The sequence below is a fragment of the Acidovorax facilis genome, assembly GCF_023913775.1.
GTDB classification, from domain to species: Bacteria; Pseudomonadota; Gammaproteobacteria; order Burkholderiales; family Burkholderiaceae_C; genus Acidovorax; species Acidovorax facilis.
On sequence record NZ_JAMXAX010000011.1, the window covers coordinates 43,129 to 69,217 of the forward strand.

General features: G+C 64.4%; 16 protein-coding genes. 11 read left to right on the top strand and 5 right to left on the bottom strand.

From position 1 onward, the window contains the following. Positions 1 to 423 precede the first annotated feature (423 nt). Together NFX52_RS06090 and NFX52_RS06095 are read left to right on the top strand one after the other, a co-directional pair. Complete coding sequence (locus NFX52_RS06090; protein ID WP_207401876.1) at positions 424 to 4,719, top strand: carboxypeptidase regulatory-like domain-containing protein; 4,296 nt, start codon at positions 424 to 426, stop codon at positions 4,717 to 4,719. Positions 4,720 to 4,778: 59 nt separating this feature from the next. Beyond that, on the top strand, positions 4,779 to 7,958 hold the full coding sequence (locus NFX52_RS06095; protein ID WP_055393820.1) for a transglutaminase-like domain-containing protein: 3,180 nt from the start codon (positions 4,779 to 4,781) through the stop codon (positions 7,956 to 7,958). Positions 7,959 to 8,581: 623 nt separating this feature from the next. Here NFX52_RS06095 and NFX52_RS06100 read toward each other — a convergent pair. The 3 genes from NFX52_RS06100 to NFX52_RS06110 are packed head-to-tail and all read right to left on the bottom strand — an operon-like array spanning position 8,582 to position 14,418. Then, the gene (locus tag NFX52_RS06100) at positions 8,582 to 11,287 is read right to left on the bottom strand and encodes a cation-translocating P-type ATPase (RefSeq protein ID WP_055393822.1); all 2,706 of its coding nucleotides are present in this window, start codon (positions 11,285 to 11,287) and stop codon (positions 8,582 to 8,584) included. Next, entirely contained in the window at positions 11,277 to 12,359 is a 1,083-nt protein-coding gene (locus NFX52_RS06105; RefSeq protein WP_238385464.1) for a sodium:calcium antiporter, read from the bottom strand. Before NFX52_RS06105 ends, NFX52_RS06100 begins: the two co-directional genes overlap by 11 nt. A gap of 55 nt (positions 12,360 to 12,414) precedes the next feature. After that, positions 12,415 to 14,418 carry a peptidase U32 family protein gene (locus NFX52_RS06110; protein WP_055393823.1) on the bottom strand — a complete coding sequence of 668 codons (2,004 nt, stop codon included), beginning with the start codon at positions 14,416 to 14,418 and terminating at the stop codon, positions 12,415 to 12,417. Between the two features lie 220 nt (positions 14,419 to 14,638). Here NFX52_RS06110 and NFX52_RS06115 point away from each other — a divergent pair, with 220 nt between their 5' ends. The 5 genes from NFX52_RS06115 (at position 14,639) to NFX52_RS06135 (ending at position 19,612) form a co-directional block, all read left to right on the top strand. Next, positions 14,639 to 15,313 (top strand): hypothetical protein, encoded by a 675-nt coding sequence (locus tag NFX52_RS06115; protein WP_055393826.1) that lies wholly within the window; start codon positions 14,639 to 14,641, stop codon positions 15,311 to 15,313. Positions 15,314 to 15,570: 257 nt separating this feature from the next. Beyond that, the gene (locus NFX52_RS06120) at positions 15,571 to 16,701 is read left to right on the top strand and encodes a branched-chain amino acid ABC transporter substrate-binding protein (protein WP_055393932.1); all 1,131 of its coding nucleotides are present in this window, start codon (positions 15,571 to 15,573) and stop codon (positions 16,699 to 16,701) included. A gap of 143 nt (positions 16,702 to 16,844) precedes the next feature. Then, on the top strand, positions 16,845 to 17,093 hold the full coding sequence (locus tag NFX52_RS06125) for a hypothetical protein (RefSeq protein ID WP_207401875.1): 249 nt from the start codon (positions 16,845 to 16,847) through the stop codon (positions 17,091 to 17,093). A gap of 58 nt (positions 17,094 to 17,151) precedes the next feature. After that, positions 17,152 to 18,543 (top strand): tRNA adenosine(34) deaminase TadA, encoded by a 1,392-nt coding sequence (gene tadA / locus NFX52_RS06130; RefSeq protein WP_055393830.1) that lies wholly within the window; start codon positions 17,152 to 17,154, stop codon positions 18,541 to 18,543. Between the two features lie 85 nt (positions 18,544 to 18,628). Next, the gene (locus tag NFX52_RS06135) at positions 18,629 to 19,612 is read left to right on the top strand and encodes an LD-carboxypeptidase (protein ID WP_055393832.1); all 984 of its coding nucleotides are present in this window, start codon (positions 18,629 to 18,631) and stop codon (positions 19,610 to 19,612) included. 68 nt (positions 19,613 to 19,680) lie between these two features. Here NFX52_RS06135 and NFX52_RS06140 read toward each other — a convergent pair whose 3' ends face one another. Further along, positions 19,681 to 20,019, bottom strand: a complete 339-nt coding sequence (locus NFX52_RS06140) for a hypothetical protein (protein ID WP_055393833.1) — start codon at positions 20,017 to 20,019, stop codon at positions 19,681 to 19,683. A 332-nt stretch (positions 20,020 to 20,351) separates the two neighbouring features. On the opposite strand from NFX52_RS06140, the gene NFX52_RS06145 reads away from it, so the two are divergent. The 4 genes from NFX52_RS06145 to NFX52_RS06160 all read left to right on the top strand — a co-directional run bounded on the left by NFX52_RS06145 (position 20,352) and on the right by NFX52_RS06160 (position 25,263). Continuing rightward, on the top strand, positions 20,352 to 21,281 hold the full coding sequence (locus tag NFX52_RS06145; protein WP_199727006.1) for an adenylate/guanylate cyclase domain-containing protein: 930 nt from the start codon (positions 20,352 to 20,354) through the stop codon (positions 21,279 to 21,281). Positions 21,282 to 21,399: 118 nt separating this feature from the next. Beyond that, on the top strand, positions 21,400 to 23,964 hold the full coding sequence (locus NFX52_RS06150; protein WP_055393838.1) for a penicillin acylase family protein: 2,565 nt from the start codon (positions 21,400 to 21,402) through the stop codon (positions 23,962 to 23,964). A 23-nt stretch (positions 23,965 to 23,987) separates the two neighbouring features. Next, entirely contained in the window at positions 23,988 to 25,058 is a 1,071-nt protein-coding gene (locus tag NFX52_RS06155) for an asparaginase (protein ID WP_238385465.1), read from the top strand. Continuing rightward, a complete protein-coding gene (locus NFX52_RS06160; protein ID WP_238385466.1) occupies positions 25,006 to 25,263 on the top strand; it encodes an asparaginase in 258 nt (85 codons plus the stop codon). The genes NFX52_RS06155 and NFX52_RS06160 overlap by 53 nt, the downstream gene beginning before the upstream one ends. Before the next feature lie 70 nt (positions 25,264 to 25,333). Here NFX52_RS06160 and NFX52_RS06165 read toward each other — a convergent pair whose 3' ends face one another. Then, the gene (locus NFX52_RS06165) at positions 25,334 to 25,960 is read right to left on the bottom strand and encodes a hypothetical protein (protein WP_055393842.1); all 627 of its coding nucleotides are present in this window, start codon (positions 25,958 to 25,960) and stop codon (positions 25,334 to 25,336) included. Positions 25,961 to 26,089 lie beyond the last annotated feature (129 nt).

The following is a 26,089-nucleotide window of genomic DNA, read 5'->3' on the forward strand; positions in this document are numbered from 1 at the left end:
AAATCGGTAACTATGATCCGCTTGCCTTTGCCTATCGAGTAGAGGCATCGCTCATCGTTCGCGCAAGAAATCTGCGGTGGCCACAGACCAACCCAATTTCGACTCCCTGCGCACGGTGCACAGATAAAACGAGAGAGGGTCTCCATGCGTGTCGCGGCTGCCAGCCGCGCAACCACTGCGTTTTCGCAGTGGTTGTGCTGTGCTTTTGTCTTTTTGTTTTCTTGTTCTGTGTGGGCCAGCGACGCTGCTGGCGTGTCGTGGCTGCAGGCCCAAGTTCAGGCCAATGGCAGCCTTGCTCAGGAGGGGACATCCATAGCATGGCCCTTGCAAAGCCGGTCTGAAACAGCCACAACACTCAAAGCGCTGGCAGGGTCGGTTGCGCCGCAGTTGCTGGATGCTATCGAGTCCGCAAGCGATAACACTGTGGAGGTATTGGCCAGGAAGGCCCTGGCCAAGCAGTTGTCCGCTGTTTCGACCGCCCATCTGGCTGCGCTGGTGCTCCACCAGAACCCCGACGGCGGGTTTGGTGCTGCGAAAGGCTACGCCAGCAATGCGCAAGACACTGCATGGGCGCTGTCGGCACTGACTGCTTCGGCGAGCGTCTATGGTGGCCAGGCGGGCCAGGCTGTGACTTGGCTCCTTGGCGCGCAGCAATCGGGTGGGCAATGGAGCCTGGCGCCTGATGGCGATGCCCTCATCCCCACAGCACTGGCGATTCAGGCGCTTCAGCCTTACCGACAGACTTCTGCCGTCGCCTCGGCACTCAGCAAAGCCCGCTCCTGGATGCTGGCCGAGCGCAACGGTGCGACCGCCTGGGGCAGTTCTGTGCGCAGTGCACATGCGCTGATCGCGGTGCTGCCCGGCATGACCAACGCTGCCACCGTGCAGGTTGCTGTGGACGCGCTGCGAGCATCTCAGCGCCCTGACGGAAGCTGGGATGCAGACCTTTACACCACAGCCCTGGCCCTGCGCGCTTCCGTGGCTGCAAGCCAGCCTGTGACGGACCCTGACTTGGCCAGTCTCCGAGGGGCTTTGGTCAGTGACGCTACGGGCCTGCCATTGGCGGGGGTGCAAGTGCGTCTGACCAGCAGCGCCCTATCCAGCATCACTGATGCCCAGGGGCGTTTCGAGTTTCTGCAATTGGCGGCTGGAACCCACAAGTTGGCTGTTGATGCTACCGGCTTCCTTTCGCTCTCTGCAGACCTCGGGTTGCTCAAGGGCCAGCAGCTGGATCTGGGCACCATCCGCCTCAAGGCGCTCACCGTGGGCAACGGGAGCACAGTCACCATTGCAGGTGTTGCCAAGTTCACCAATGACGGGGTGAGTTACCAAAACGCTACGAACGCCACCATTTCGGTCGGCAACTGGACCACGCAGACCAACGCCAGTGGGGAGTACCTCCTGGAGGGTGTTGCGCCAGGTGCGGTGGACATCAAGGCAAGTTATTCGTCCTATCAAGCTGTGGAAGTCAGTTTCAGTGGCGTGGCGGGGCAACAGGTCCGTTTCGACCCTGTCTTCCGTCGCAGCACGGCGCAAAGCACGCTGAAGGTGGTTGTCACCAGCCAGGGAACAGGCGCAGCGATTGCCATGGCCAGCGTGTCACTCAATGGCTTGGTTCGCAACACCAATGCCAAAGGCGAAGCCGCTTTTGATGCTGGTGTGATAGCGGGCGACAACACCGTCACGGTGTCTGCCAGTGGGTTTGATACCCGCATCCTCACCATGAACGTGCAAGGCCATCACACCATCACGCTGCCTGTGACGTTGACAGCGCAAAGCACGCCCCCCAGTCAAACGCTGCTGCAAGGCATCGTGTCGGATGCCGCCACACGGCTGCCCCTGCAAGGTGTCACTGTGGCCGTGGATGGAACAGGCCGCACAGCCACCACAGATGCTACCGGGCGCTACTCCATTGGCGGTGTGCCGGACATCGCTGGCTCGCGCACCGTGTCCATGCAGAAGACGGGCTATCAGCGGTTCGAGCAAGCCATCACGCTGGTGCAAAACGGTACGCACCAGTTTGACGTGCCATTGCATCCCAGCGTCGATCCTCAGCAACCCATTTCTGTCCAGGCCACCGTTGCGGATAAAGCCACCCTCCAGCCCATTGCGGGTGCAACGCTCACCCTTTCGGGCAGCAACCCGCATGTAGTCCAGACCAATGCGCAAGGTGTGGCGGAAATTTCCGGCTTGAATGCGGGAGCCACGCAGGTGCAGGTGTCTGCGCAAGGCTATGACAACGTGGCTTTTGCCGTGGATCTGGTTGCGGGCACACGCTATGTGCTGCCAGTGGAACTCACACCGAAGGTGCTAGGACAGGACCGTATCCACGGAGTGGTGCTGGATGCCCAGAGCCAACGCCCGCTGGCCGGGGCCAAGGTGGTTCTGGCTGGCGTCAGCTTGCTGGAGACCACATCAGGCGCCGATGGTCGATATGAGTTTGCCAACATCACCCCAGGCCGCTGGAACCTGGCCGCAAACGCTCCAGGCTATCAAGGCAGCAGTAGTGGGTTTGACATAGCCACGAGCACCGTCATCAACCTGCCGCTGAGGCCAGATTTGGGCCTGGATGCCAACAACACGCTGCGCGCTGTGGCAGTGGGGCATCCAAACTATCCGACGACTTCGGCGGGACCTGTGGGTTATCTCTTCATCTTTGGTGAACAGGGCACCACAGGCCAGGTTCTGAGTAACGACGGCGCAATCAACTACAGCTTTGTCATCGGCGCCAGTGGCGTGGCAGAACTCATGGTGCCCAACGACCAGTTTCTGCACGAAGCGGGCAAGGTGGTGGACAAAGCCTTGCAGGTGTATGCCAGCAAAGGTGTCAGCGCGTATTTCTTGAACCGCGAGATGTACACCACGGACATGTCGTATCTGCTTGATGCCACGGCTTTGGGGCAGGAGTACCGCATCGTCGATTGGAACTACGCTTACAGCGTGATCCAGTTTTCGCTGACGGCGGTGGAGGACGGCACGATAGCCACCATCACGCCAGCCAGCAGCCTAACGACGGGTCAACCTGCCAATGTGCCTTTTGACGTGACCCTGCAAAAAGGCCAGTCTGTGATTTACACCGCCTACTCCGGTAATGAAATCACGGGCACCCACATACAGACCAACAAACCCGTGGCCGTCTTCGCAGGAGGGCAATGCGCCAACGTGCCTGTCAACGCCGGGTACTGTGACCATTTGTTCACCCAGTTGCCACCGGTGAAATACTGGTCTGCGGAATACGTGGCGCCCAAAACTGCCAACACGGGCGCTGCGGGCAACCTTGTCCGCATTGTGGCCAACACCGCTGCTACCCAAGTGCGGGTGAATGGAGCCCTGGTGGCCACTCTCAACGCTGGGGAGTTTCATCAGGTGACTGATGCAGAGAGCCTCCACATCGTTGCCTCTGCGCCCGTGCTGGTGGGGCAGTTCCTGAAGGGGTCCACGATCACCACCGGAGGGGTGCTGGGTGACCCCGCATTCACTTATGTGGGCGGCATCGACCAGACCCTCTCTGACTACGTTTTCACGGCGCCGACCAATCTGTCGCCTTACAAAGAAAACTACCTGAACGTAGCGATTCCGACCTCTGCGCTGAACACCCTCCAGCTCAACGGTGTTGCGGTGAACGTTTCGGGCTTCACGCCCTTGGGTACCAGTGGCTACAGCGTGGGCCATGTCGCGATCCCCACCGGCCCCGGGCGCATCAAGGCAGCCAAGCCGTTTCTGGCCACCATCGCAGGTTTCAGCCAGGACGACAGCTATCTGACCATCATCGGTGCCAAGTACTCGGCGGGTGCATCACCCGACGATATCGTGGCGCGTGTCAGTGCCAGCACCGACAAGCCTTCATACCCTGCAGACGCAGCAGTAGAGTTGGGAGCCTCAGTGCTCAACCTTGGCACGACACCAGCAGCGTTGTCGCTGGTGCTGCGCATCAACGACGCCACTGGGGTGGAGGTTGCCCGATTTGCGGCGCACGACCTGGGTGCAGTGGCTGCGGGCGCAACGGTGCCCCATGCACAGCCCTGGAATACCGCGCGCTACCCCGCTGGTACCTACACGCTGGTTGCCACGCTCCTGAACGCCCAGAGTGAGGTGGTGGATGTGGGCAGCACCCTGTTCACCATCATTGCCGACGCCGCGCAAGGCGCTGGCAAGGCCGCACTGACCGTGGCAGTGGACAGGGCCGAATACGCACCCAACGACCGCGTGCGCATTAGCAACCTGGCCCGCAACCTCACGGTGAATGCGCCGGTGGACAACGCACGTGTACGCATCACCGTGCGCAACCCGCAGAACGCTGTGGTCTACACCCACGTCCACGTGCTGGGCCAGTTGCAGGCCAACGGCCTTCGGTCCACAGACACCCAACAAACGCTCAAGACGGCGATGGAGGGCACCTACACGGTAGAGGCCGTACTCATCGGCAGCGGCAACAACCTCAAGGCCGCAACCACGCCGCCCACAAGCCAGGCCAAGGCCTATGACGTAGATGTGAGCCTGGCAACGGCCACCGCCACCTTTGTGGTGCGGGCCAACGCACCAGGCGGGCCCGGCACCCCTGGCGGCCCCGGCACGCCTGGCGTGGCCAACCCCATTCCTGTCAATCAGCCTTGGTTCCTGTGGCTCATTGGCGTGCTGCTGGCGGCCGCAGCTGCGCAGCCCCTGCTGGCTGGCGCCCGCCCATCCAGCCAGGCGCGCCAGCGCGGAGGTCTGCAATGAAGTCGTTGCAACACCCCGCTGTCACCGCGATCACCCCCCATTTGAGAGAGAAAGTCCCCATGCGCCCATCGCAGGCCCCCGAGCACGAGCACGCCCGCAGCCAACCCACTCAGCCAACCCTGCAGCACCGCCCGGTCGGCTGGTTCAAGCGTGCGGTCGTGTGGCTGCTCACCGCCTCGGTGCTCAACACCGTTGGGCTGCCGCTGGTGCACGCGCAAATGGCGCAGCGCAACCAGCTGGCGGCCCAGCAGCGCATGAAAAGCGGAGCGCCCTCCGAGCAATATGCCGACACCCTGGAGCAGTTGGTCAACGCACTGAACCCTGAATCCGGCCCCTCCGGCGTTGCGCCCAGTTTTTCCGACGTAGCGTCCAGCCTGCCCGGTGTGCAAACCCTGGACCGCCAGGCCCAGGCGCTGCAGCAAGAATGGCAAACCCTGCGCAACACCTGGCACACCGCAGGTGTGGAAGGCAGCGTGCTAGACCGCCAGCTCGCCCAGGAGGCCGTCTTTCGGGACAAACACGAGCAGCTGGTCAAGCGGATCGAGGCCGTGCAGGCCGGCGGCAGCGGCCAGGCCGCAGCCCTGCAGGTGCTCAAAGAGTTTGTGGACGCAGAAGCCCCCCGCAAAACCCACCTGCCCGTCAACCTGAACAAGCTGCCCTGGCTGGCAGAGCGTGCCCGCCCCCAAGCGCCCATCCAGGTGGATGCCTCCGAGGCAGACCAGCCAGCAGCTGCCGCCAAGGCCGCTACCCTGCAAAGCACCACCAAAGCCGCCAGCGCCCCCAGCGTTGCCGATCTGGCGCCCACTGTGGATGCCCCCCATACCGACGCCATCAAAAACCTGGCGCAAACCCTGGGCCACAACCCCCACAAGATCTACCAGTGGGTGCACGACAACATCTACTACGTGCCCACGCAAGGCAGCGTACAAGGCGCGCAAGACACGCTTGACAAAAAATCCGGCAACGCTGTTGACACCGCCAGCCTGCTTATTGCCCTGCTGCGCGCCAGCGGCATCCCCGCGCGGTACGTCACCGGCACTGTAGACATCCCCACCGCCCAGGCCCTCAACTGGGTGGGCGGCGCGCAGACCGTAGACGCAGCCCAACAAATCTGGGGCCAAGGCGGGGTCAACAACGTCGCCCTGGTCTCGGGCGCACAAACCAAAGCCCTGCGCATCGAACACACCTGGGTCGAAGCCCTCATCCAATACCAGCCCGGCCGAGGTATCCGCCACACGCCCGGTCAAAGCACGCCCGACACCTGGGTGCCCCTGGACGGCAGCTACAAGCAATACACCTTCCAAGAAGGCATGGACCTTCAAAGCGCCGTACCCCTGGACGCCCAGGCCCTGCTGAATGCAGCCCAGCAAGGCGCAGAAACCAACCAGGCTGAAGGCTGGGTGAGAAACCTCAACACCACAGCCCTGCAAAGCCAGCTCAGCAACTACCAGGCCCGCCTTAAAACCTACATCGACAGCCAAAACGCCGGTAAGAGCACAGTAGGCGACGTCCTGGGCACCCGGCAAGCCACTATCGACCCCTTGCCCTACTTGGCAGGCACCTTGCCCTACAGCATCAAAACGCGCAGCCAAACCCACAGCGACCTGCCCGCCAGCAGCAAAGCGCAGTTCAAATACGAAATCTACGCAGACGCCCGCAGCGCCGCCTGGGGCGACAGCCCCCTGCTGAGCTGGCAAACCCCCACCGCCGCCATTGCCGGTAAAAAGATCACCCTCGCTTGGGTGGCAGCCAGCGCTGCCGACGAAGCCGCCATCGCAGCCCTCATCCCCAAGCCATCCCCCGGCCAACAGCTAGACCCCAGCCAACTGCCCAGAGGCCTGCCCAGCAGCATCAGCCTCAAGCCCCAAATCTCGGTAGACGGCACTGTGGTAGCCACCGGCCCCGGCATGCGTGCAGGCAGCGAACCCGTAGGTCAAGGCGGTTTTACCCGCTATGGGCAACAAGACTGGGATGAAACCCAAGACCAGCTCATCGCAGGCCAGCAAACAGCCCTTGGCGTGAGCATCCAGGGCATCAGCCAAGCCCAACTGGAAGCGCTGAGAGCCCGGATGAAGGTGAACAAGCAGAAGCTTGAACAAGCGCAGGCCGCTCCTGAAGCGCAGCGGGCGGCCATCTTGCAAGGCATTACTGGCGAAAATTTGACGGGGGATCTGCTGACAGGAACGATGTGGAGTTACTTCGCCAGCCTGCAGAGCCACGGCGCCATCGCCAGCGCCCAGGCCCAAATGATCGACCGGCCCGCCTTGAGCTACGGCCTGTTCCACGCCCAGGTAAGGCCGAACAAGCTGTATGGCATCGTGACCACGGGCATTACCTTCCAAGGGCTGAACATGGACATCGGGCACCTGCGGCACACCCGGTGGGTCAAGAATGACGATCCCCAGGCGGCGATCAACGCCAAACCGGAACTCACCGCAAACGGCAAAACTGCAGCGCAAAACCGGTGGATTGCGTACAACAAGCTGCGGGGGCAATACAGCAGCGCTATGGAGCACGCGGTGCCCGAGCAGCTGTGGGTGGACAAAAGTCAATGCCGGTACACGGATGAGCAAGGGCAAATCAGCAACCCCACGCTGGCGGAATGCGCGCAAGGGATCAGCGCAGTGAATGCCATTGCAATCGCCCAAGCTGCAGGCCAGCGCATCTACACCATCAACCAAAGCAACGCAGCTACTGCCTTGCCCAGACTGCCGCTTGGCGGCACAGTGGGACAGGAGATTACTTCGGCTGTCCAGGCAGGCAAGGAAGTGACATTCCATGAACGTGCGATTAACGCGCATGGATTTTCGGGGTACGGGTATGTGATAACGGACCCGGAAACGGGAGCTGGGGCCTACATGATCGAGGGCAGGGGTAATGGTGGGTGGATGGATTTGGTGAACTGGGTGAAAGATAATCCAGGGTGGTCCGCAATTGCTGCCTTGGTCTTGGGAATAGTGGCAGGGATTGGAGGGTGGCTTGGTGCAATTCTGTTGTTGATGTCTTTTGTTATTTCTGCTATTTCTATCTACCACGACATGATGGCGATCGCGAATGCGGAATGTGGTGTCCTTGGCTTGCAAGCATTGTTTGGGGCGCTAACTGCTATTGTGTTCGGGATCGGTCTGCTTGGAGGTGCGGTGGGTGCTGCGATTGCATTGGCAATAGCTGGATATCTCATTTCGGCTCTTTATGCTGATGTCGCCGGTGCTATTAAAAGAATACCTGGTGTCTGCTGATGATAGTTTTATCGATGATAATATGGATTTTGAATTGTGCCTATGTTTGGTATTTCAATCTCTATGATTTTGCATATTATTTAATTACGGCTTTTGTGTTCTTTGTGCCATGTGTTGATTTGCTTGAAATAGTCGGAAGGGCCTTGGGGAAGGGCGGAATGAGGAAAATGTGGGCCATAAATGGATTGGGTCTGATCTTCGGATTGTGGATATCCTCAGGAATTGCGTTGACATCCTTCAGAATTACTGAGAATGCATATTTTTTTGACATGATTTATCTGCCGTGGGCGCTTGGATTTTTCATTGCCTTTTATTTTGTTGTGAATTTCTTTCTATTTTCTCGAAAATTGGTGTTGTGGAGTCGCAAAGGATGGCCTGCATAACTCCATGCGGTCTGTGATGGAGTGGGCTCGGGCGGTTTACACCACCTCCGGCTCGCGAGGGTTATGCAGGCCGTCCTAAAAAGTTCTTCAAACACCGCGTCGTGACCATCGGCTTCAGCCTCCAAGATCAGCTTCAAAAGTACTTTGAGCAGGCTCTCAGGGCCTGAACATGGACATCGGGCACCTGCGGCATACCCACTGGGTGAGAAATGACGATCTACAGGCAGCGATCAACGCCATTCACGCAGCAGGCTCATCCATCGCGCTGCCATCCGACTCTGCCGCAGTGCGCCGCGCCTGCAGGCCTCGGCGCCAGGCCTTTTCAATCTCTACCACCACCAGCACCACCAGCGCGGCGCCAATGCACAGCGCCAGCTCGCCCAGGCTCAGCGGCTCCGTGCGGAAGATGGGGTTGAGCCAGGGCACGTAGATGGTTGCCATCTGCAGCGCAAAGGTGAGCAGCACGGCGCCCAGCAGCGGGCGGTTGCTCAGCAGGCCCAGGCGCCAGATGGGTTCGGATTCGGAGCGGATGGCGATCACGTGCGCCATTTGCGCCAGCGTGAGCACGGTGAACACCATGGTCTGCCAGTGCGCGTGGCCGGTGTGCAGTGCCCAGGCCTGCACCGCCAGGCACAGCCCACCAATGAGCAGGCCCACGCCCAATATGTGCTGCCACATACCGTGGGCAAACAGGCTTTCGCGCGGTGCTCGGGGTGGGCGCTGCATGATGCCGCGTGCGGCCGGTTCGGCGGCCAGCGCCAGGCCGGGCAGGCCGTCTGTGACGAGGTTGACCCACAGGATGTGGATGGGCAGCAAAGGGATGGGCAGCAGCAACAGCGGCGCGAGGAAGATGGTCCAGATCTCGCCCGAGTTGCCCGTCATCGCGTAGCGCACAAACTTGCGGATGTTGTCGTAGATGCGGCGGCCTTCGCGCACCGCCGCGACGATGGTGGCGAAGTTGTCGTCTAGCAGCACCAGGCTGGATGCCTCGCGCGCCACGTCGGTGCCGCCCTGGCCCATGGCTATACCGATGTCGGCGCGCTTGAGCGCAGGGGCGTCGTTCACGCCGTCGCCTGTCATGGCCACGAAGTGGCCCTGGGCCTGCAGCGCTTCGACGATGCGGATCTTCTGCGCCGGGTCCACGCGGGCGTAGACCTGCACTTGTTCCACGCGGGCGCGCAGTGCGGCATCGTCCAGCGTGGCCAGGTCGGCACCAGTCAGCACGGGCGCATCGGTGCTGCGCACAATGCCCAGGCGGTGCGCAATGGCACGTGCGGTGGCGGGGTGGTCGCCCGTGATCATTACGGGCGTGATGCCCGCGCTGATGCAGTCGCGCACTGCGGCCTGGGCCTCGGCGCGGGGTGGGTCGATGAGGGCGATCAGGCCCAGCAGCTCCAGCTGGTTTTCGACCGCGTCGATGTCGTTGGTGTCGGGCAGGCGGGCGTGGCTGCGGCGGGCGAGGGCCAGCACCCGCAGGCCCTGGGCGGCCAGTTGCTGGGCAGTGGCGAGGACCTTGGCGGTGTCCAGTGCGGCAGCGCCTTCTGGCGTCCAGTGGGCGGTGCAGCGGGGTAAGACTGATTCTGGCGCGCCCTTGGTGTAGGCCACAAAACCATCGGCAGCGCGGTGGAAGGTGGTCATGCGCTTGCGGTCCGAGTCAAAGGGCTGCTCTTGCATGCGGGGGCTGCTCACATCTAGCTGGGCCTTGTCCTGTCCGCCCGCATGGGCGGCCAGCACCAGCGCGGTTTCGGTGGGGTCGCCCTGCCAGCGGGTGCCGAACTGGCCCTCTTCGTTCTGCGCCTGGAGCGTGGCGTCGTTGCACAGCGCTGCGGCGCGCAGGGCCTCGGCATGGGCGGGGCCGGGCAGGGGGTCACCGGGCACCCAGCGCACACCGTGGGCCATCAGCAGCTCGGCGTGCATGCGGTTTTGCGTGAGGGTGCCGGTCTTGTCCGAGCAGATGGTGGTGACCGAGCCCAGGGTCTCCACCGAAGGCAGGCGCCGCACCAGCGCATGCACGGCCACCATGCGGCGTGCGCCCAGGGCCAGGAGCACGGTGACCACCGCAGGCAGTGCCTCGGGGATGGCGGCCACGGCCAGACTGATGGCGGTGAGGGCCATGAGCAGCGGCGCCTCGCCGCGCAGCACGCCGACCACAAAGATCACCGCGCAGATGCCCAGCACCGCGATCGCCAAGCGCTTGCCAAAGGCCGCCAGGCGCAGTTGCAGCGGCGTGCTGCGGTCGCCGGTGTCGAGCAGCGTGGCCACCTTGCCCAGCTCGGTGTGCATGCCGGTGGCCACCACCAGGCCGCGTGCCCGGCCATGCGTGGCCGTGGTGCCCTTGAAGGCCATGTTGGTGCGGTCGCCCAGCGCGCCCACATCCTCGGCGGCCAGGGCCTCCGTCTGCTTGGCTACGGTGAGGGACTCGCCCGTGAGGGCCGATTCATCCACCTGCAGCTGCGCAATCTCGATCAGCCGCAGGTCGGCCGGAATCTGGTTGCCCGCCTCCAGTAGCACGATGTCACCCGGCACCAGCGCCGTGGCGGGCACCACTTGCACGGCTCCGCTGCGCAGCACCGTGGCGTGCGCCGCCGCCAGCTGGCGCAGCGCGGCCATGGCCTGGTCGGCGCGCCATGCCTGAACAAAGCCGATGACGGCATTGAGCACCACGATCACCAGGATGACCAACGTGTCGGTGACCTCCCCCACCAGGCCCGAGATGACGGCCGCACCCAGCAACACCAGCACCATGAAGTCCTTGAACTGGTCGGCCAGCAGATGCCACCAGGGGCGGTCTTGCCCCGCCGCCAGCTCATTGGCGCCGTGGGTGGCGCTGCGGCGCAGGGCTTCGTCGGGGCGCAGGCCCGCGTCAGGGTCAACGGCGTGCTCGCGTGCCACGTCTATGGCATCGCGCAGATGAGGATGGGGGTGTTTCACGGCATCAGTTTCCATACAGAAAGACCACGTAGGTGTTGACCAGGTACACCGCCGCCATACCGATGCTGACCATGCCCACCGCGCGCAGTACACGGCTGCGCGGGCGAAAGAACAGGCCCACCACCGCCAGCCCGGTCATGACTACGGCCGATGCGGCGGTGATGGCATGCACGGGCGACACATGGGCCAGCAGATCGCCGGGGCGGTAGAACAGATCATCTATGCCCACGATGGCCACGTTGAACAGGTTGCTGCCCAACAGGTTGCCAATGGCCATGTCGAGCGCACCCAGCCGCAGGGCGGACAACGTGACCGCCAGCTCGGGCAGGGTTGTGACCAGGGCCACAAACAGGCTGCCCACAAAGCTGCGGTTCCAGCCCATGGTGGTGGCCAGGTTGACCGCCACAAAGGGCAGCCACATGCCGGCCCCCACCACGATGGCAGCCGCCATCGCAAAGCGGGTGGCCGCTTGTCGAAGGCTGGGCAGCGTAGGTGCTGCGTTGTTGGTGGGCGGCACTGTGTCGGCCGGTGGCGCAGCGGGGTGGCTCCGTTCATACGCAAAGACGGTGCGCATCGCCACCAGATACAGCAGCAGGATCACGGGAGTGAGCAGGCCCACGCTGCGCTGGGAGGCAGTGCCAGCGCCGGTGGAAGCACTGGCAGTAGCCCCCAGTTGGCCCATCAGCAGCCCCAGCAGCAAAAAGCCCAGCAGCACCACGCCAAAAGCGCCTGCCAGCACGTGGCCGTGGGCGGCCCGGGTCCATACCGGTGCTGGCCGGTACAGCAGGTCGATCACCACCAGAAACACCAGGTTGAGCACGCAGCTGCCCAGTGCGTTGCCCACAGCCAGGTTGGGGGTGTTTGCGATGGTGACGCTGGTGATGCCGGTGGCCAGCTCTGGAAGCGAAGTCACGCTGGCCACCAGCGTGAGGCCTATCCAGCTGCCCGACAAGCCTGTGCGCTGGGCAATGGCATCACCGTAGCGCGACAGCTGGTAGCCCGCCGCGCCAATCAGCCCCGCGCAGACTGCGAACTGCAGCCACACCAGCAGCGTGGCCGTCATGGTGCTGGCCCGCAGGGCGGGCATGAAAACGGGTCAGTGTGCATGGGGCATTGCTGTTGAGCCGCCACATGCAGGTGCATCAATGTGCTTTGTGCGGCCGGGCTTTGTAGAAGGTCAATGGGATCTCGTTGGCCTGGTTCAGCACCTGGCGCTTGATCTTGCCCACCACGTGCATTTCACAGGGCTTGCAGTCAAAGCGCAAGGTCAGCTTCTCCTTGCCGTTGATCAACATCAAGGGTTCGGCTTTGATGGTGCCCTGCACGCCCGTCACGCCCTTGGCCTGCTTGGGGCACAGGCTCATCGAAAAGCGCACGCAGTGCTTGGTGATCATGAGGCTGACTTCGCCTTCCTCTTCGTGCGCCTCGTAGGCCGCGGCGATCACCTTCACGCCGTGGCGCACGTAGAAGTCGTGGGCCTTGTGGTTGAACACGTTGCCCAGGAAAGAAAGCGTGTCCTCTGGGTAGAGCGCAGGGGGTTCCACGGGCGTGGCGCGTGGCAGGCGGGCAAAGTTGCGGACGCGGTTGGCCTCCAGGTCGGCCACGGCATCACGGCGCAGGGCATTGAGCACAGAGGCGGGCAAAAACCAGGGCTGCGAGAGTTGAAGCGCAATGTCATGCACCGCAAACACCGTGGCGCCAAAGCGGCCGAGCTGTTCACGTAGGCTGGCCTCAGCCTTGGCGGCATCGGTGGCGCTCTGGTGTGGCTGCTGCACTTCGGCACAGCCCACGTTGCCGTCCTCGTCGGTCAGCAGCAGGCTGAAACCCGTGGGCGTTTCGCTCAGTTGCGCCCACAGGCCGATGCGGCGGTCGCTGGATTTTTTCTCCAGCGTGCGCACCCAGTCCATATCGCGGTTGCGGTTGACCTCGGTGCCCTTGCGCAGGTCCTTGAAGCCCTCCATCGGGTCCTTGGGGTACACGCGCCACTGGCCCACACTGCGTGCCGACACGGGCTCGGCCACGTTGATGGCCATGCCCACCAGCTCCTTGTGCAGGTCGTAGTAGCACAGGCCGTCGCCATTGTGCAGCACGGTGACGGGGTCACTCACTTCCAGCTCGACGAAGTCGGGGCCTACCTTCGTCACCCAGCCGATGGCCTGGCCCGGGTTCTTGGGGGTGTCGAACGCGCCGATGTCTTCCTTGCGGCCGGTGACGAAGTAGTCGGTGAATTCGCGGTTGAAGTTCTGCAGCGGGTCGGGCGTGAAGGTAAAAGTGGTGCGCCCGCTGGACGAGCGGGAGAGCGGCCGGCCCTGGGCCTCGCGCTCTTCGATGATTTCGTCGAGCAGCGTGCGGTAGTGGGCGGTGATGTTCTTCACATAGCCCATGTCCTTATAGCGCCCTTCGATCTTGAAGCTGCGCACGCCCGCGTCGATGAGGGTGCGCAGGTTGTCGCTCTGGTTGTTGTCCTTCATGCTCAGCACGTGCTTGTCGTGCGCGATGAAGCGGCCCTGCGCGTCGGTCACCTGGTAGGGCAGGCGGCAGGCCTGGCTGCAGTCGCCGCGGTTGGCGCTGCGGCCCGTTTGCGCATGGCTGATGTTGCACTGGCCGCTGTAGGCCACGCACAGCGCGCCGTGGATGAAGAACTCGATGTTGGCGCGCCCCGGCGCATCCACGGGCCCCAGCGCCTTGTGCACTGCGGCGATCTGCTGCACCGTCAGCTCGCGTGCCAGCACGATCTGCGACAGGCCCGCGTCCTGCAAGAAGCGTGCTTTTTCGGGCGTGCGGATATCGGTCTGGGTGCTGGCGTGCAGCTGGATGGGCGGCAGGTCGATTTCGAGCAGGCCCATGTCCTGGATGATCAATGCATCCGCGCCCGCCTCGTACACCTGCCAGGCCATCTTGCGAGCGGCCTCCAGCTCGTCGTCGCGCAGGATGGTGTTGAGCGTGATGAAGATGCGGCTGTTGAAGCGGTGCGCATGCTTCACCAGGCGTTCGATGTCGCGGATGTCGTTGCCCGCACTGGCCCGCGCGCCAAAGGCGGGGCCGCCGATGTAGACGGCATCGGCGCCGTGGTTGATGGCTTCGATGCCGATGTCTGCGTCGCGCGCGGGCGAAAGCAGTTCGAGCTGGTGGGGCAGGAGAGACATGGGGCGTGATTATTTCAGTTTCGCGGTGCCGTGGAGCTTCCGTCGGGTATCGGGCACTGCACTTTTGGTAACCATGTGACGATGCATTGTGCGGTGGGGGTCTGGTACAACGGGCGCAGCGTGCAAGCCTCGGCGGCCACCCCATGGTCTCTGTGAACCGCGTTCTTGCAAGGCCGTCGGCATCGTCGGCCACCCCGTAAAACCCAGTGAAAGGACTCTGATGAGCACCTCCCGCGTGAAGAAGCCCACCCAGCTGACACTGGCGATCAATGACCTCGACTTTTGCTACCTGCCGCCTCGGCTCAGCTTGTCTCCCATGCGGCACAACGACCTGGTCTGCACGGTGGACTGTTCGTGGTTCTTTTCCGAAGGTGCCAACCACATGGTGTTTGCACTGGACTGCACCGGCGGGCAGGGCAGCTACAACCCCCACTGCGGGCCGATCTACCGCCATGGCCAGAACCTTTGGTCCGAGGCCCGGGGCTTCATCATCTTTGCGGACGGCATGGTGATGGCCGAGCGATGGAACGGCACGGCCATGCCGGGGCTGGTGACGGTTGCCAACACCTCGGGGGCGATCTTCAACCCGGCGGTGCACCCCGTCTTCACGCTTCACGTCCGGGCCGGCTACAGGATGGGTGGGTTTGCCGACCGGATGCGCATCACCATCCACCAGGGTATCGCGGCCGATGGCCCGGTTTTGTTCGAAGGCGAGGTGACCGGGGCCGGGTGGGGCTGGGATTGGACGGGGTCGCACAAAGTGGCCATTGCCGGTATTGGTCCGCACTTCGTGACCCCCAATGACACGGGCTGCGTGGAAGAGCGCGTATCCCGCGACGCACCGAACGCCATCCTGCCGTTTACCAACTTCAAGTTGCGGATGGTGAAAGGTTGAGCGCTTGCCAACGGGCGCGCTGCCGCTCAAAGGGCATCTTCATAGGGTGACTTCGGCGAATCATCTTGCGCCATTAGCCGTTTTAATGGCCCAGCAAATTACTAAGCTTGCATAGCAATTGGCGACGGCAAGGGAGGATGGTGGCTAGGATGCGGTGCGTTTTGCCCCGAAATGGTGCGCAAAAGTTGCGACTATATTTTTTGGAGATTTCTACCGTGTTCCGAGCTTTCACCCGCCTGCGTCCGTCGTCTTTTCCCGTGTCCGTTGTGCAGCTGGCTGCCGTGGGTGTGTGTGTTGCCGCCGCCACTGCAGCCACCGCACAGGATGTGCAAACCGTCAAGATCGCCCACGCCGGCCCCGTGTCGGGCGGCATTGCCCACATCGGCAAGGACACTGAAAACGGCGTGCGCCTGGCGATTGACGACCTGAACGCCCAAAACCTCGTGATCGGCGGCAAGAAGATCAAGTTTGAAATTGCGGCCGAAGACGACGCGGGCGACCCGCGCCAGGCCACCGCCGTGGCGCAGAAGCTGTGCGACCAGAAGGTGGCGGGCGTGGTGGGCCACCTGCAGTCGGGCACGTCCATCCCCGCATCGGCCATCTATGCCAAGTGCGACCTGCCGCACATCACGGCATCGGCCTCCAACCCAGACCTGACCAAACCCGGCCACAAGACCACCTTCCGCCTGATTGCCAACGACAACGCGCTGGGCGCGGCGCTGGCCCTGTTTGGTGCGGACCACCAGAAGCTCAAGAGCGTGGCCATCATCGACGACCGCACGGCCTACGGCCAGGGCGTGGCCTCGGTCTTCAAGGCCACGGCGCAACAAAAGGGCCTGAGGGTGGTGGCTGAAGAGTTCACCAACGACAAGGCCACCGACTTCATGGCCATCCTCACTGCCATCAAGAATAAGAAGCCCGATGCGATCTTCTACGGCGGTCTGGACGCGCAGGCCGGCCCCATGCTGCGCCAGATGGAGCAACTGGGCCTGGGCAATGTGAAGTTCTTTGGCGGCGACGCGCTGTGCACCGAAAAGCTGCCCGAGTTGTCGGGCAAGACCCCAGCGCTGAAGAACGTGACCTGCGCCACAGGCGGCGCATCGGTGGACAAGATGCAGGGCGGCGCCGACTGGAAGAAGCGCTACGACGCCAAGTTCCCTGGGCAGTTCCAGATCTACAGCCCCTATGCATATGACGCCGCCATGGTGCTGGCCGACGCGATGAAGCGCGCCAATTCGCTGGACCCGAAGGTGTTTACCCCCTTCCTGGCCAAGACCGAATACAAGGGCGTGACCGCCAACATCGCCTTCACCGCCAAGGGCGAGCTGACCACGCCCGCTGTGACGCTCTACACCTTCAAGGACGGCAGCCGCGTGGCGCTGAACTGAGGCCGACCGCCGCCGCTACGTCAGCGACTCTTGCCTTTTCGGCCGCCCAGTGCGGCCGTTTTTGCATGCGGAGTTTGGCTTTACAGTCAGGCCTCATAGCAAGCAAACAAGCGGGCCGCCGGTGTCCGCCAAGGAGCCAAGGTATGCGCGCAATGTTCGGACTGGTCGGGTTGGTGGTGGTGCTGGCCGTGGTGGGTGTGGTGGTCAAAAAGCAGATGTCTGCCATGCGTACGCCGGTGCCAGCTCTGCAGACCGCTGCTCCCGCCTCGGCGCCCGCCGGTTCAAGCTCGGCCACTGTGCGCGACCAGAGCCAGCAGATCCAGCAGCAGGTCAAGCAACAGGTGGAAGGCCTGATGCAGCAGGCCCGCCCCATGCCCGACGAAGAAAAATAAGCAAAATTGGCCGCTAGCGCTTATCTATCAAGCACTAATGGCTATTATTTGTATAGCAATGAAATCCGACCAAGATTCGCACTGGATGCGCCTGGCCTTGGCCGAGGCGCAAAACGCCGCCAGCGCCGGTGAGGTGCCCGTGGGCGCCATCGTGGTCAAGGACGGCCAGGTCATCGCCACGGGCCGCAACGCCCCGGTGGAGGGCCACGACCCCACGGCCCATGCCGAGATCGTGGCCCTGCGCGCGGCCGCGCAGCGGCTCTCCAACTACCGGCTCGACGGCTGCAGCCTCTACGTCACGCTGGAGCCTTGTGCCATGTGCAGCGGTGCCATGTTGCACGCGCGGCTGGCGCGGGTGGTGTACGGTGCGGCAGATCCCAAGACGGGCGCGGCTGGTTCGGTGCTCAACCTGTTCGGGCATCCCGAGATCAACCACCAGACCCAGGTGCGAGGCGGGGTGCTGCCCGAAGAATGTGGCGGTCTGCTCAGCGGCTTTTTCCGCCAGCGCCGCGATCAACAACGCGCCGAGGCGCTGGCCCGCCATCCGTTGCGAGACGACGCTTTGCGCACGCCCGATGCGGCGTTTGCCAACCTGCCCGGCTACCCCTGGGCGCCTCACTACATCAGCGACCTGCCCAGCCTGGCGGGCCTGCGTTTGCACACCCTCGACGAAGGTCCTCGCGACGCGCAGCGTACCTGGCTGTGCCTGCATGGCAACCCGGCCTGGAGCTACCTGTACCGGCGCATGCTGCCCACCTTTCTGGCTGCAGGCGATCGCGTGGTGGCGCCCGACCTGATCGGCTTTGGCAAAAGCGACAAGCCCAAGAAAGAGGGCGTCCACCAGTTCGACTGGCACCGGCAGATCCTGCTGGAACTGATCGAGCGGCTCGATCTGCGCAACGTGGTGCTGGTGGTGCAGGACTGGGGCGGCATCCTGGGCCTTACGCTGCCCATGGCCATGCCGGATCGTTTTGACGGCCTGCTGGTGATGAACACCCTGCTGGCCACGGGCGATGTGCCACTGCCTGCCGGATTTGTCGACTGGCGTGCCATGTGCCGCGACAAGCCGCTGTATGGAGTAGGGCGCCTGCTGGCGCGTGGCAACCCGCATCTGACGGCGGCGGAGTGCGCTGCCTACGATGCGCCGTTCCCGGACAAAGGCTACCGCGCCGCGTTGCGGGCCTTTCCAGAACGCGTGCCCGCTGCTGCGGGTGACCCGGGCGCCGCCGTGTCGCGCGCGGCCCGCGATTTCTGGCAGCACCAGTGGCAGGGCCGCAGCCTGATGGTGGTGGGTGCGCAGGACCCGGTGCTGGGCCTGCCCACCATGCGGGCGCTGCAGCAGAGCATCCAAGGTTGCCCCGAGCCCATCGTGCTGCCCCATGCGGGCCACTTTGTGCAGGAGCACGGCGAGGCCATTGCCGCACAGGCTGTGGAATACTTCGCGCACTGACTTGTCCGCTGGCGCCGCCTGACTGCATGTGGCGCCCGACATTCCCCCTGTTTACGGAGCAGGCCCCTCGGCGGGTCTGAGCGCTTTGCACGACCACCATCACGACCCTTTCCATTGCGACCACGACCACGGTCCCAAGCACATCTACATCTACTCGCCCTCCAGCGCCGTGCGCGATAAGGCAGCCTTCAAGCGCGGCATTGCACGGCTCAAGGCCCTGGGCCATGAGGTCGAGGTGGACGCCGATGCGTTGGCCACCCACACCCGCTTTGCGGGCGACGACGCCACCCGGCTGGCCGCCATCCACCGCGCTGCGGCCAGCGGCGCCGATGTGGCGCTGATCTCGCGCGGAGGCTATGGCCTGTCGCGCATCCTGCCGGGCATCCGCTACAAGGCGGTGGCCAAGGCGATTGAAAAGGGCATGCACTTTGTGGGCGTGAGCGATTTCACCGCCTTCCAGCTGGCCGTGTTGGCCAAGACGGGGGCCACCACCTGGGCGGGGCCATCGCTGGGGGCTGACTTTGGTGTGGCGGGCGAGCCCGACGACATCATGGAAGCCTGCTTTGACGACCTGCTGACCGGCCACGGCGAAGGCACGGGCTGGCGCATGCACAAAGAGCAGCCCAACGCCGCCACGGGCAAGCCTGCCGTGCCCAATGTCTATGTGAAGAGTGCCACGCTGTGGGGTGGCAACCTGGCGGTGCAGGCATCGCTGGTGGGCACGCCGTATTTCCCGCAGGTCAAGGGCGGCGTGCTGTTCATCGAAGACGTGCACGAGCACCCCTACCGCATCGAACGCATGCTGACCCAGCTGCTGCACGCCGGTGTGCTGGCCCAGCAGAAGGCTGTGGTGCTGGGGCAGTTCACCAACTTCAAGCTGGCACCGCATGACAAGGGCTACAAGCTGCAGTCGGTGGTGGACTGGCTGCGCACCCAGATCAAGGCGCCGGTGCTGACCAACCTGCCGTTCGGGCATGTTGAAACGAAGGTGCTGCTGCCCGTGGGCGCCACAGTGTCGCTGTCGGTGGAAGAGCGCGATGCGCTGATCTACTGGGGGCACCAGCACTGACACAGGGGGCTTCGCCCCCACGACGCCGCCATAACGGCGGTTCGCACGCGCGCGGTGCGCGTCAGGTTCTAGAGGGCCTGCGCCGGGCGCAGTGCGCGTGGGAGCTGCCCCTGGAACAGCTGGGTGACCTGGTCGATCACGCCCCGGGCACCGTGCTCGCCCCGCAGCGGTACCAGCGTGCTGAACAGGTCGGTGCGCAGGAACCACAGCGCCTCGATGTCGCCGGCATAACGCAGCCGCATGTTCATGCGCGCCACGTCGGACCCCGTCATACCGGCGAGGCTCTGCAGCATGGCCCGGCGCACTTCTTCCAGCCCCTGGTTGCGCACCCATGCCGTGGACGACGGCTTGTCACGGCCCAGCAGGTCGTGAAGGTTGTTGCGGAGAGTCGGCTTGTTCCAGCGCATGGCGGGGTAAGGGCGGGCTTTTTGTAACAGGGACGGCCAAAGTAAGCGGGAGCGAGGTGCAGCGCAAGGGGCGTGCTCCTGTTTTTGCATAAAGACAACAACTTGCCCGGGCTTGTTGCGAATTTTTACGTGTTGGTGGATTTTCAGGCGAACGGGGTGGCGCCTCCCTTTCGCGACGCTGACGATGTGGGGGTTCGTTGTGGTGAACGCTGCAACCGCGCCTTTCGCTGCGGCTGCGGCCTCAGGCAACACTTGTTGGCGCTTTGAAGGGTGCGCAGCCAGGGCGCTTGCACTAAACTGATTCACATGATGTTACCAACGGGCCCGCGTTCATGAGTGTGTTGTCGACGATGGTCTTTGCGGACATCTCAGGCAGCACTGCCTTGTATGAAGCGCTGGGCAACGAACGTGCTACCGAGGCCGTGACGCAGGTCACCCAGTGGATTGGCGACACCATCGAGGCCCACGGCGGCCGGGTGGTCAAGAAGCTCGGGGATGGGGTGCTGGGCGTCTTTGGCGATGCCTCCAGTGCGGTGTCTGCAATGGCCACCATGCTGCGCCAGCACAAGGTCCGCCTGGACCGCTGGCCCCACCCCTTGCGCATGGAGATCCGCGTGGGCGTGGCCAGCGGCGAAGTGGTGGATGTGGATGGCGATTGTTATGGCGACGCCGTCAACGTGGCTTCCCGGCTGTGCGAACGGGCCGGGCCCGCTGAAATCTGGGCTACCGAAACCACCGTGCTGCTTGCGGGCACGGCGCCCGATGTCTGGTACCGCAAGCTGGGCATGATGGACATTCGGGGCAAGGCCGAGTTGCTCATGCTCTACCACGTCGAATGGCGTGAGGACGAAGCGCCCGATTCCCTCACCATGCAGGCGGCACTGGTCAGCAACTTTGCACCGGTCGATTCCATCCTGGGGCAGATCCAGTTCTCCTGGCATGGGGTGGACCGCACCTTCACCTCGTCGGATGCCCCTGTCATGGTGGGGCGGGCCGAGCATGCCCAGCTGCGCATCAACGACCCGCGCGTGTCGCGCCTGCATGCGCGCATCGACTGGCGCAACAGCGGGTTCGTGCTGACCGACATGAGCAGCTTTGGAACCTGGGTGCGGTTCGAGGGCAGCGACTCGCCCGTGCGCCTGCGGCGCGATGCCTGCATCCTGCATGGCGCGGGGCACATTGCGCTGGGCGTTTCGTTCAACGAGCCCAGTGCGCCGGTCATGAGCTTTCATGTGGCGGGCGGCAGTGTGCACTTGAGCTGACATGCGCAGAGCTGGCGGCTCCTTCTGCATTGCAGTGTGGCCGCAGCGCGGGCGCGGAGCCACCATGGCTTTGCGTGCACAACATCAACAACAAGACCAACGGCAGGAGACAAGAAACATGGCATGGATGAAGCGGACAGCCCTCGGGCTGGTGGCAGTGGCGCTGCTGGCAGGCGCGGGCGCGGCGGTGTATGTGCAGCGCAGCTTTGCACAACTCGATGGTTCCTTGGCTGTGGCGGGGCTCAGCGAAGCAGTACAGGTGCGGCGCGATGGCGCCGATGTCACCCACATCCAGGCTCAGACCCCGCAGGATGCCTGGTTTGCAATGGGCTATGTACATGCGCAGGAACGCACCTGGCAGTTGGAATTCAACCGCCGGGTCATGCACGGCCAGCTGTCCGAGGTTTTTGGCCCTGCCACGGTCGAGACCGACAAGCTCATGCGCAGCCTGGACATCATGGGCGTGGCCCGGCGGCAGTACGCAGGGCTGCCGCTGTATGCCCAGGAGGCCTTGCAGGCCTACAGCAAGGGCATCCATGCCTTCCACCAGAAACGTCCCCAGGCCTTGCCACCGGAGTTTCTGGTGCTGGGCGTGCAGCCCGGCGGCGCCGCAGGCGCGGTGTGGGAGCCCGAGGACAGCGTGGGCTGGGCGCTGATGATGGCGCTGGACCTGGGTGGCAATTGGGGCACCGAGTTCGCACGCCTGTCGGTGGCGCGCACGCTGGACACCGACCGGCTGTGGCAACTGATGCCACCCTATCCGGGGGAGCCGCCCGCTGCGTCCGCAGACCTGGCGGCGCTGTATCGCCAGCTGGGGGTTTATCGTGCACCTGCCGCTGGTGCTGCAGCGGCTGCAGTGGCGCCAGCCAACCGCGAAGGTCCGTTGTCCCGGCAGATCAGCGCTGGCATGCTGGCCTGGGCCGACGAACTGACCCGCAACGCAGGCACCAACGAGGGCAAGGGCAGCAACAACTGGGTGATTGCGGGCACCCGCACCGTGAGCGGCAAGCCGCTGCTGGCCAACGACCCGCACCTGGGCCTGTCGGCCCCCGCCATCTGGTACTTTGCGAGCCTGCAGGCCCCTGCGGGCAAGGCGTCTGACGGCACACCGATGGGCCCTATCGATGCAGTAGGCGCCACCTTGCCAGGCCTGCCCTTTGTGGTGCTGGGCCGTACCGACAAGGTCGCCTGGGGCTTCACCAACACCGGCCCCGATGTGCAGGACTTGTATCTGGAGCAGATCAACCCCGCCGACGCCACGCAGTACCGCACGCCCGACGGATGGGCCCCGTTCACGGTGCGCAACGAAACCATCCGCGTCAAGGGCGAGGCCGACCTGTTGCTGCAGCTGCGCAGCACGCGCCATGGCCCCGTGCTGAGCGACGTTCAGAAGTCGCACGCTGAGGTGCTGGACCTGGGCAAATATGTGATCGCGCTGCGCTGGAGCGCGCTGGACGATGACAACCAGACCGTGCTGGCGGGCTTCAAGACCAACCAGTCCAAGAGCGTGGATGAGCTCTTTGCGGGGCTGGCGCACTACCACTCGCCGATGCAAAGCGTGGTGGCTGCGGACGACCAGGGCAACATCCGTTTCAAGGCCGCAGGCCGTGTGCCGCTGCGCGATGCCGCCAACGACATTCGGGGCGTGGCGCCTTCGCCGGGCTGGGACGCGCGCTACGACTGGAAGGGCTGGCTGCCGTATGAGCAAACCCCGCAGGATGACGGTGTCAGCGGAGGGGCGGGCGTCCAGGGCGCCCGGGGCTGGATCGCCACGGCCAACCAGCGCGTGACGGCGCCAGGCTACCCCCACTTTCTGACGCAGGACTGGGCCTTGCCCTACCGCTACGAACGCATTGCGCAGCTCATCGAGGCCACGCCCAAGCACGACGCGGCCAGCATGCAGGCCATCCACCGCGACGTGACCTCGCTCGCCACGCGGCGCCTCCTGCCGCACCTGCAGCAGGCGCAGTCCACGCACCCGCTGGCCGCCGCTGCGCAGAAAGAGCTGCAGGGCTTTGACGGCGTGATGGACGCGGGCCGCGCCGCGCCGCTGATCTTTGTGGCCTGGACGGACGAACTGGCGCGCGGCCTCATCATTCCGCGCATTGGCGAAGACCGGTTCACCGCTACGTATGGCAAGCGCGACTACCGCGCGGCCATTGAAGGCATTCTGGAGCGCAACGACACCTGGTGGTGCCAACCCGCATCGTGTGCCGAGCAATCTGCCGCTGCCCTGGGCCGCGCGCTCGACCGCCTGCAGGCTGCGTATGGCGCGGACCCGGCCCAGTGGCGCTGGGGCGCGGCGCACCCGGCGCTCAGCGCGCACCGGCCCTTCGGCAACGTGCCCGCACTCGCGCGTTTCTTCGATGTGAGCGTGCCCTCGCACGGGGATTCGTACACCGTGAACGTGGGCCAGTACAACGCGGGCGAAGCCTCTGGCCCGTACGTGAACCGCCACGCCGCCTCGCTGCGCGCGGTGTACGACCTGGCCGATCTGGAACAGTCACGCTTCATCTACCAAACCGGCCAGAGCGGGCTGGTGTTCTCGCCGCGCTACCGCGACATGAGCACCACCTGGGCCGAGACCGGCTATCGCGCGCTGCAGCGACAGCCCGCGCGCTGGATGCATGAGCTCACACTCACGCCTTCCACTGCCGCCAGCACCGCCGCTGCTGCGCAGTGATGCAGGCTGCAAGAAAGCACACCATGGGTTTTGTACCGTTGATCGAAGTCAACCGCGGCGGACTGGTCGAGTGCCAGCACTGGGGCGCAGTGGCCGTGGCCGACCGCGACGGCAGGGTATCGGCCCGGGTGGGTGACCCGTACACCGTCACTTTCACCCGCTCCACCATCAAGGCGTTCCAGGCGCTGCCTTTCATGCAGTCGGGCGGAGCCCGCGCGCTGGGCTGGGGGCAGGGCGAGCTGGCGCTGCTGTGCGCCAGCCACAACGGCGAGCCAATGCATGTGGCGCAGGCCGAGCGCATGCTGGCCAGCGTGGGCAAGGACTACCACGCGCTGCGTTGCGGGTGCCACCGGCCGCTGTTTGCCGAGCTGGGGCTCGCCTCGCTGCCACAAGGTTTTGTGCCAGACGAACGCCACAACAACTGCAGCGGCAAACACGCGGGCTTCGTCGCGCACTGCGTGCAACAAGGCTTGCCGCTGGACGATCACCTCGACCCAGCGCATCCGCTGCAGGTGGCCATTCGCGACCACGTTGCGCAAGCGGTGGGGCTGGCACCAGAACAGCTGGCCATGGGCATTGACGGCTGCTCGGCGCCCAACTACGCCATGCCGCTTGCCAGCCTGGCCCGGGGCTACGCTCGCTTGGCCGGTGGTGCACCGGACACGGACCTGGACCAGAGCCTTACCGAACTGGCCGATGCCATGGTCGCCCGGCCCGAGCTGGGCTCGGGCACCGGCCGGCACGACCTGGACTTCATGCGGGCCGGGCAGGGCGACTGGGTGTTGAGAACGTATTCACGACCTTTTCCGGGCCGCGCAAGTGCCTTGCCGGGATGGGCTGCAAGGCGCGGTGCGCAGTGGATAGCCCGGCTATCCACAAGCGCCGCAACGCCGCAGACCGCCCGGCAAGGCACTTGCCCGAAGGGTTGGGGCGAAATCGGGCGATTGGACGCCCCGGCTGCTTGCATGGGCATGAGCCCATGCGGCGCAGTCGAGGCATCCACTCATCCCGATTGCGCCCCAACGCGGCCCGGAAAAGGTCGTGAATACGTTCTGGACCGGCGCCGACGGCGTGCAGGTGGTGGGCAGCCGTAGCCGGGGCGAGGCCTTCGCGCTCAAGGTCATGGACGGCAACATGGTGGCGCAGGTGGCCGCTGCAGTGGAGGTCATGGACCAGCTCGGCTGGCTCGACGCCCGGCAGCGCGAGGCACTGGCGCCGCGCCGGTCGGGCCGTATCCTCAATGCCCGGGGCCTGGAGGTCGGCGGACGCAGGGCCGTGTTCCAGCTACGGCCTGTCTGAACCGGGCAGCCTGACGCCGCGCGGCGGCAGGCCGGATTCGAAAAAACAAGTAAAAAATGGCCCTAGCGCTTTATGGGTAAGCGTTAGCAGCTATAAAAAAAGCAGCAAATGGCTCTGTGTCCGGCAGCACATACACCACGCCGCGTGCCTGGCCGAACACAGGCGCGATGAACTGGTTGTAGAACGCCTCGGGTGCGTTCACGCAGCCGTAGCTGATGCGTTTGTCGCTCACGCCCCGGCTTGCCAGGCGTTGCTGGCGGCGCTCAGCGGCATGAACGCTGCGCACGCGGTGCAGCGAGACGGCGGATTCATAGTCGATCCACACAATGTCGTCGCCGCGCAGGTTTCGCCCGGGTTCTGTCACGAACCGGCCAGCGGGCGTGGTGCGCTCCTCCGGGCGGATCTGTGACAGTGGCCGCTGCCCAATGTCCGGCGCAGACCGGTCGCCCAGCGCAGCGCCCAGCAGCACCGGAGCACTGCTCAGCCACTGCCCCTGGGCCGAGAACACATGGATGCGGGCGGCGGGCTTGTCGATCACGGCAAAAGGCAGACCCTGGTGGTCGCCGGTTTCGGTGGCCCAGCGCACCAGCTGGCGGGCCGTGGCCGAGGTGTCCCTGGGCAATTCCGCTGCGGCCGCAGGCAAGGTCCCCAGTACACCCGCAGCAGCCATGGCGGTCAGGGCAAAACGGCGGTTCATAGTCAAAAGTGGCATGTCGTTCATCCAAGCGCCGTACCAGGCCCCCACCTGCCGAAACTGGCGCGCCCCAGGCCAGTCCACCGGGTGCGTCCCCCTCAGGGGGAAGGCGCCGCAGGCGACTCAGGGGGA

Bases quoted from the DNA above. Each gene is read 5' to 3' on its own strand.
- NFX52_RS06165 (WP_055393842.1), bottom strand. From the start codon at position 25,960: ATGAACCGCCGTTTTGCCCTGACCGCCATGGCTGCTGCGGGTGTACTG.
- NFX52_RS06140 (WP_055393833.1), bottom strand. From the start codon at position 20,019: ATGCGCTGGAACAAGCCGACTCTCCGCAACAACCTTCACGACCTGCTG.
- NFX52_RS06145 (WP_199727006.1), top strand. From the start codon at position 20,352: ATGAGTGTGTTGTCGACGATGGTCTTTGCGGACATCTCAGGCAGCACT.
- NFX52_RS06105 (WP_238385464.1), bottom strand. From the start codon at position 12,359: ATGCCCGCCCTGCGGGCCAGCACCATGACGGCCACGCTGCTGGTGTGG.
- tadA (WP_055393830.1), top strand. From the start codon at position 17,152: ATGAAATCCGACCAAGATTCGCACTGGATGCGCCTGGCCTTGGCCGAG.
- NFX52_RS06110 (WP_055393823.1), bottom strand. From the start codon at position 14,418: ATGTCTCTCCTGCCCCACCAGCTCGAACTGCTTTCGCCCGCGCGCGAC.
- NFX52_RS06095 (WP_055393820.1), top strand. From the start codon at position 4,779: ATGCGCCCATCGCAGGCCCCCGAGCACGAGCACGCCCGCAGCCAACCC.
- NFX52_RS06150 (WP_055393838.1), top strand. From the start codon at position 21,400: ATGGCATGGATGAAGCGGACAGCCCTCGGGCTGGTGGCAGTGGCGCTG.
- NFX52_RS06115 (WP_055393826.1), top strand. From the start codon at position 14,639: ATGAGCACCTCCCGCGTGAAGAAGCCCACCCAGCTGACACTGGCGATC.
- NFX52_RS06125 (WP_207401875.1), top strand. From the start codon at position 16,845: ATGCGCGCAATGTTCGGACTGGTCGGGTTGGTGGTGGTGCTGGCCGTG.
- NFX52_RS06100 (WP_055393822.1), bottom strand. From the start codon at position 11,287: ATGGAAACTGATGCCGTGAAACACCCCCATCCTCATCTGCGCGATGCC.
- NFX52_RS06155 (WP_238385465.1), top strand. From the start codon at position 23,988: ATGGGTTTTGTACCGTTGATCGAAGTCAACCGCGGCGGACTGGTCGAG.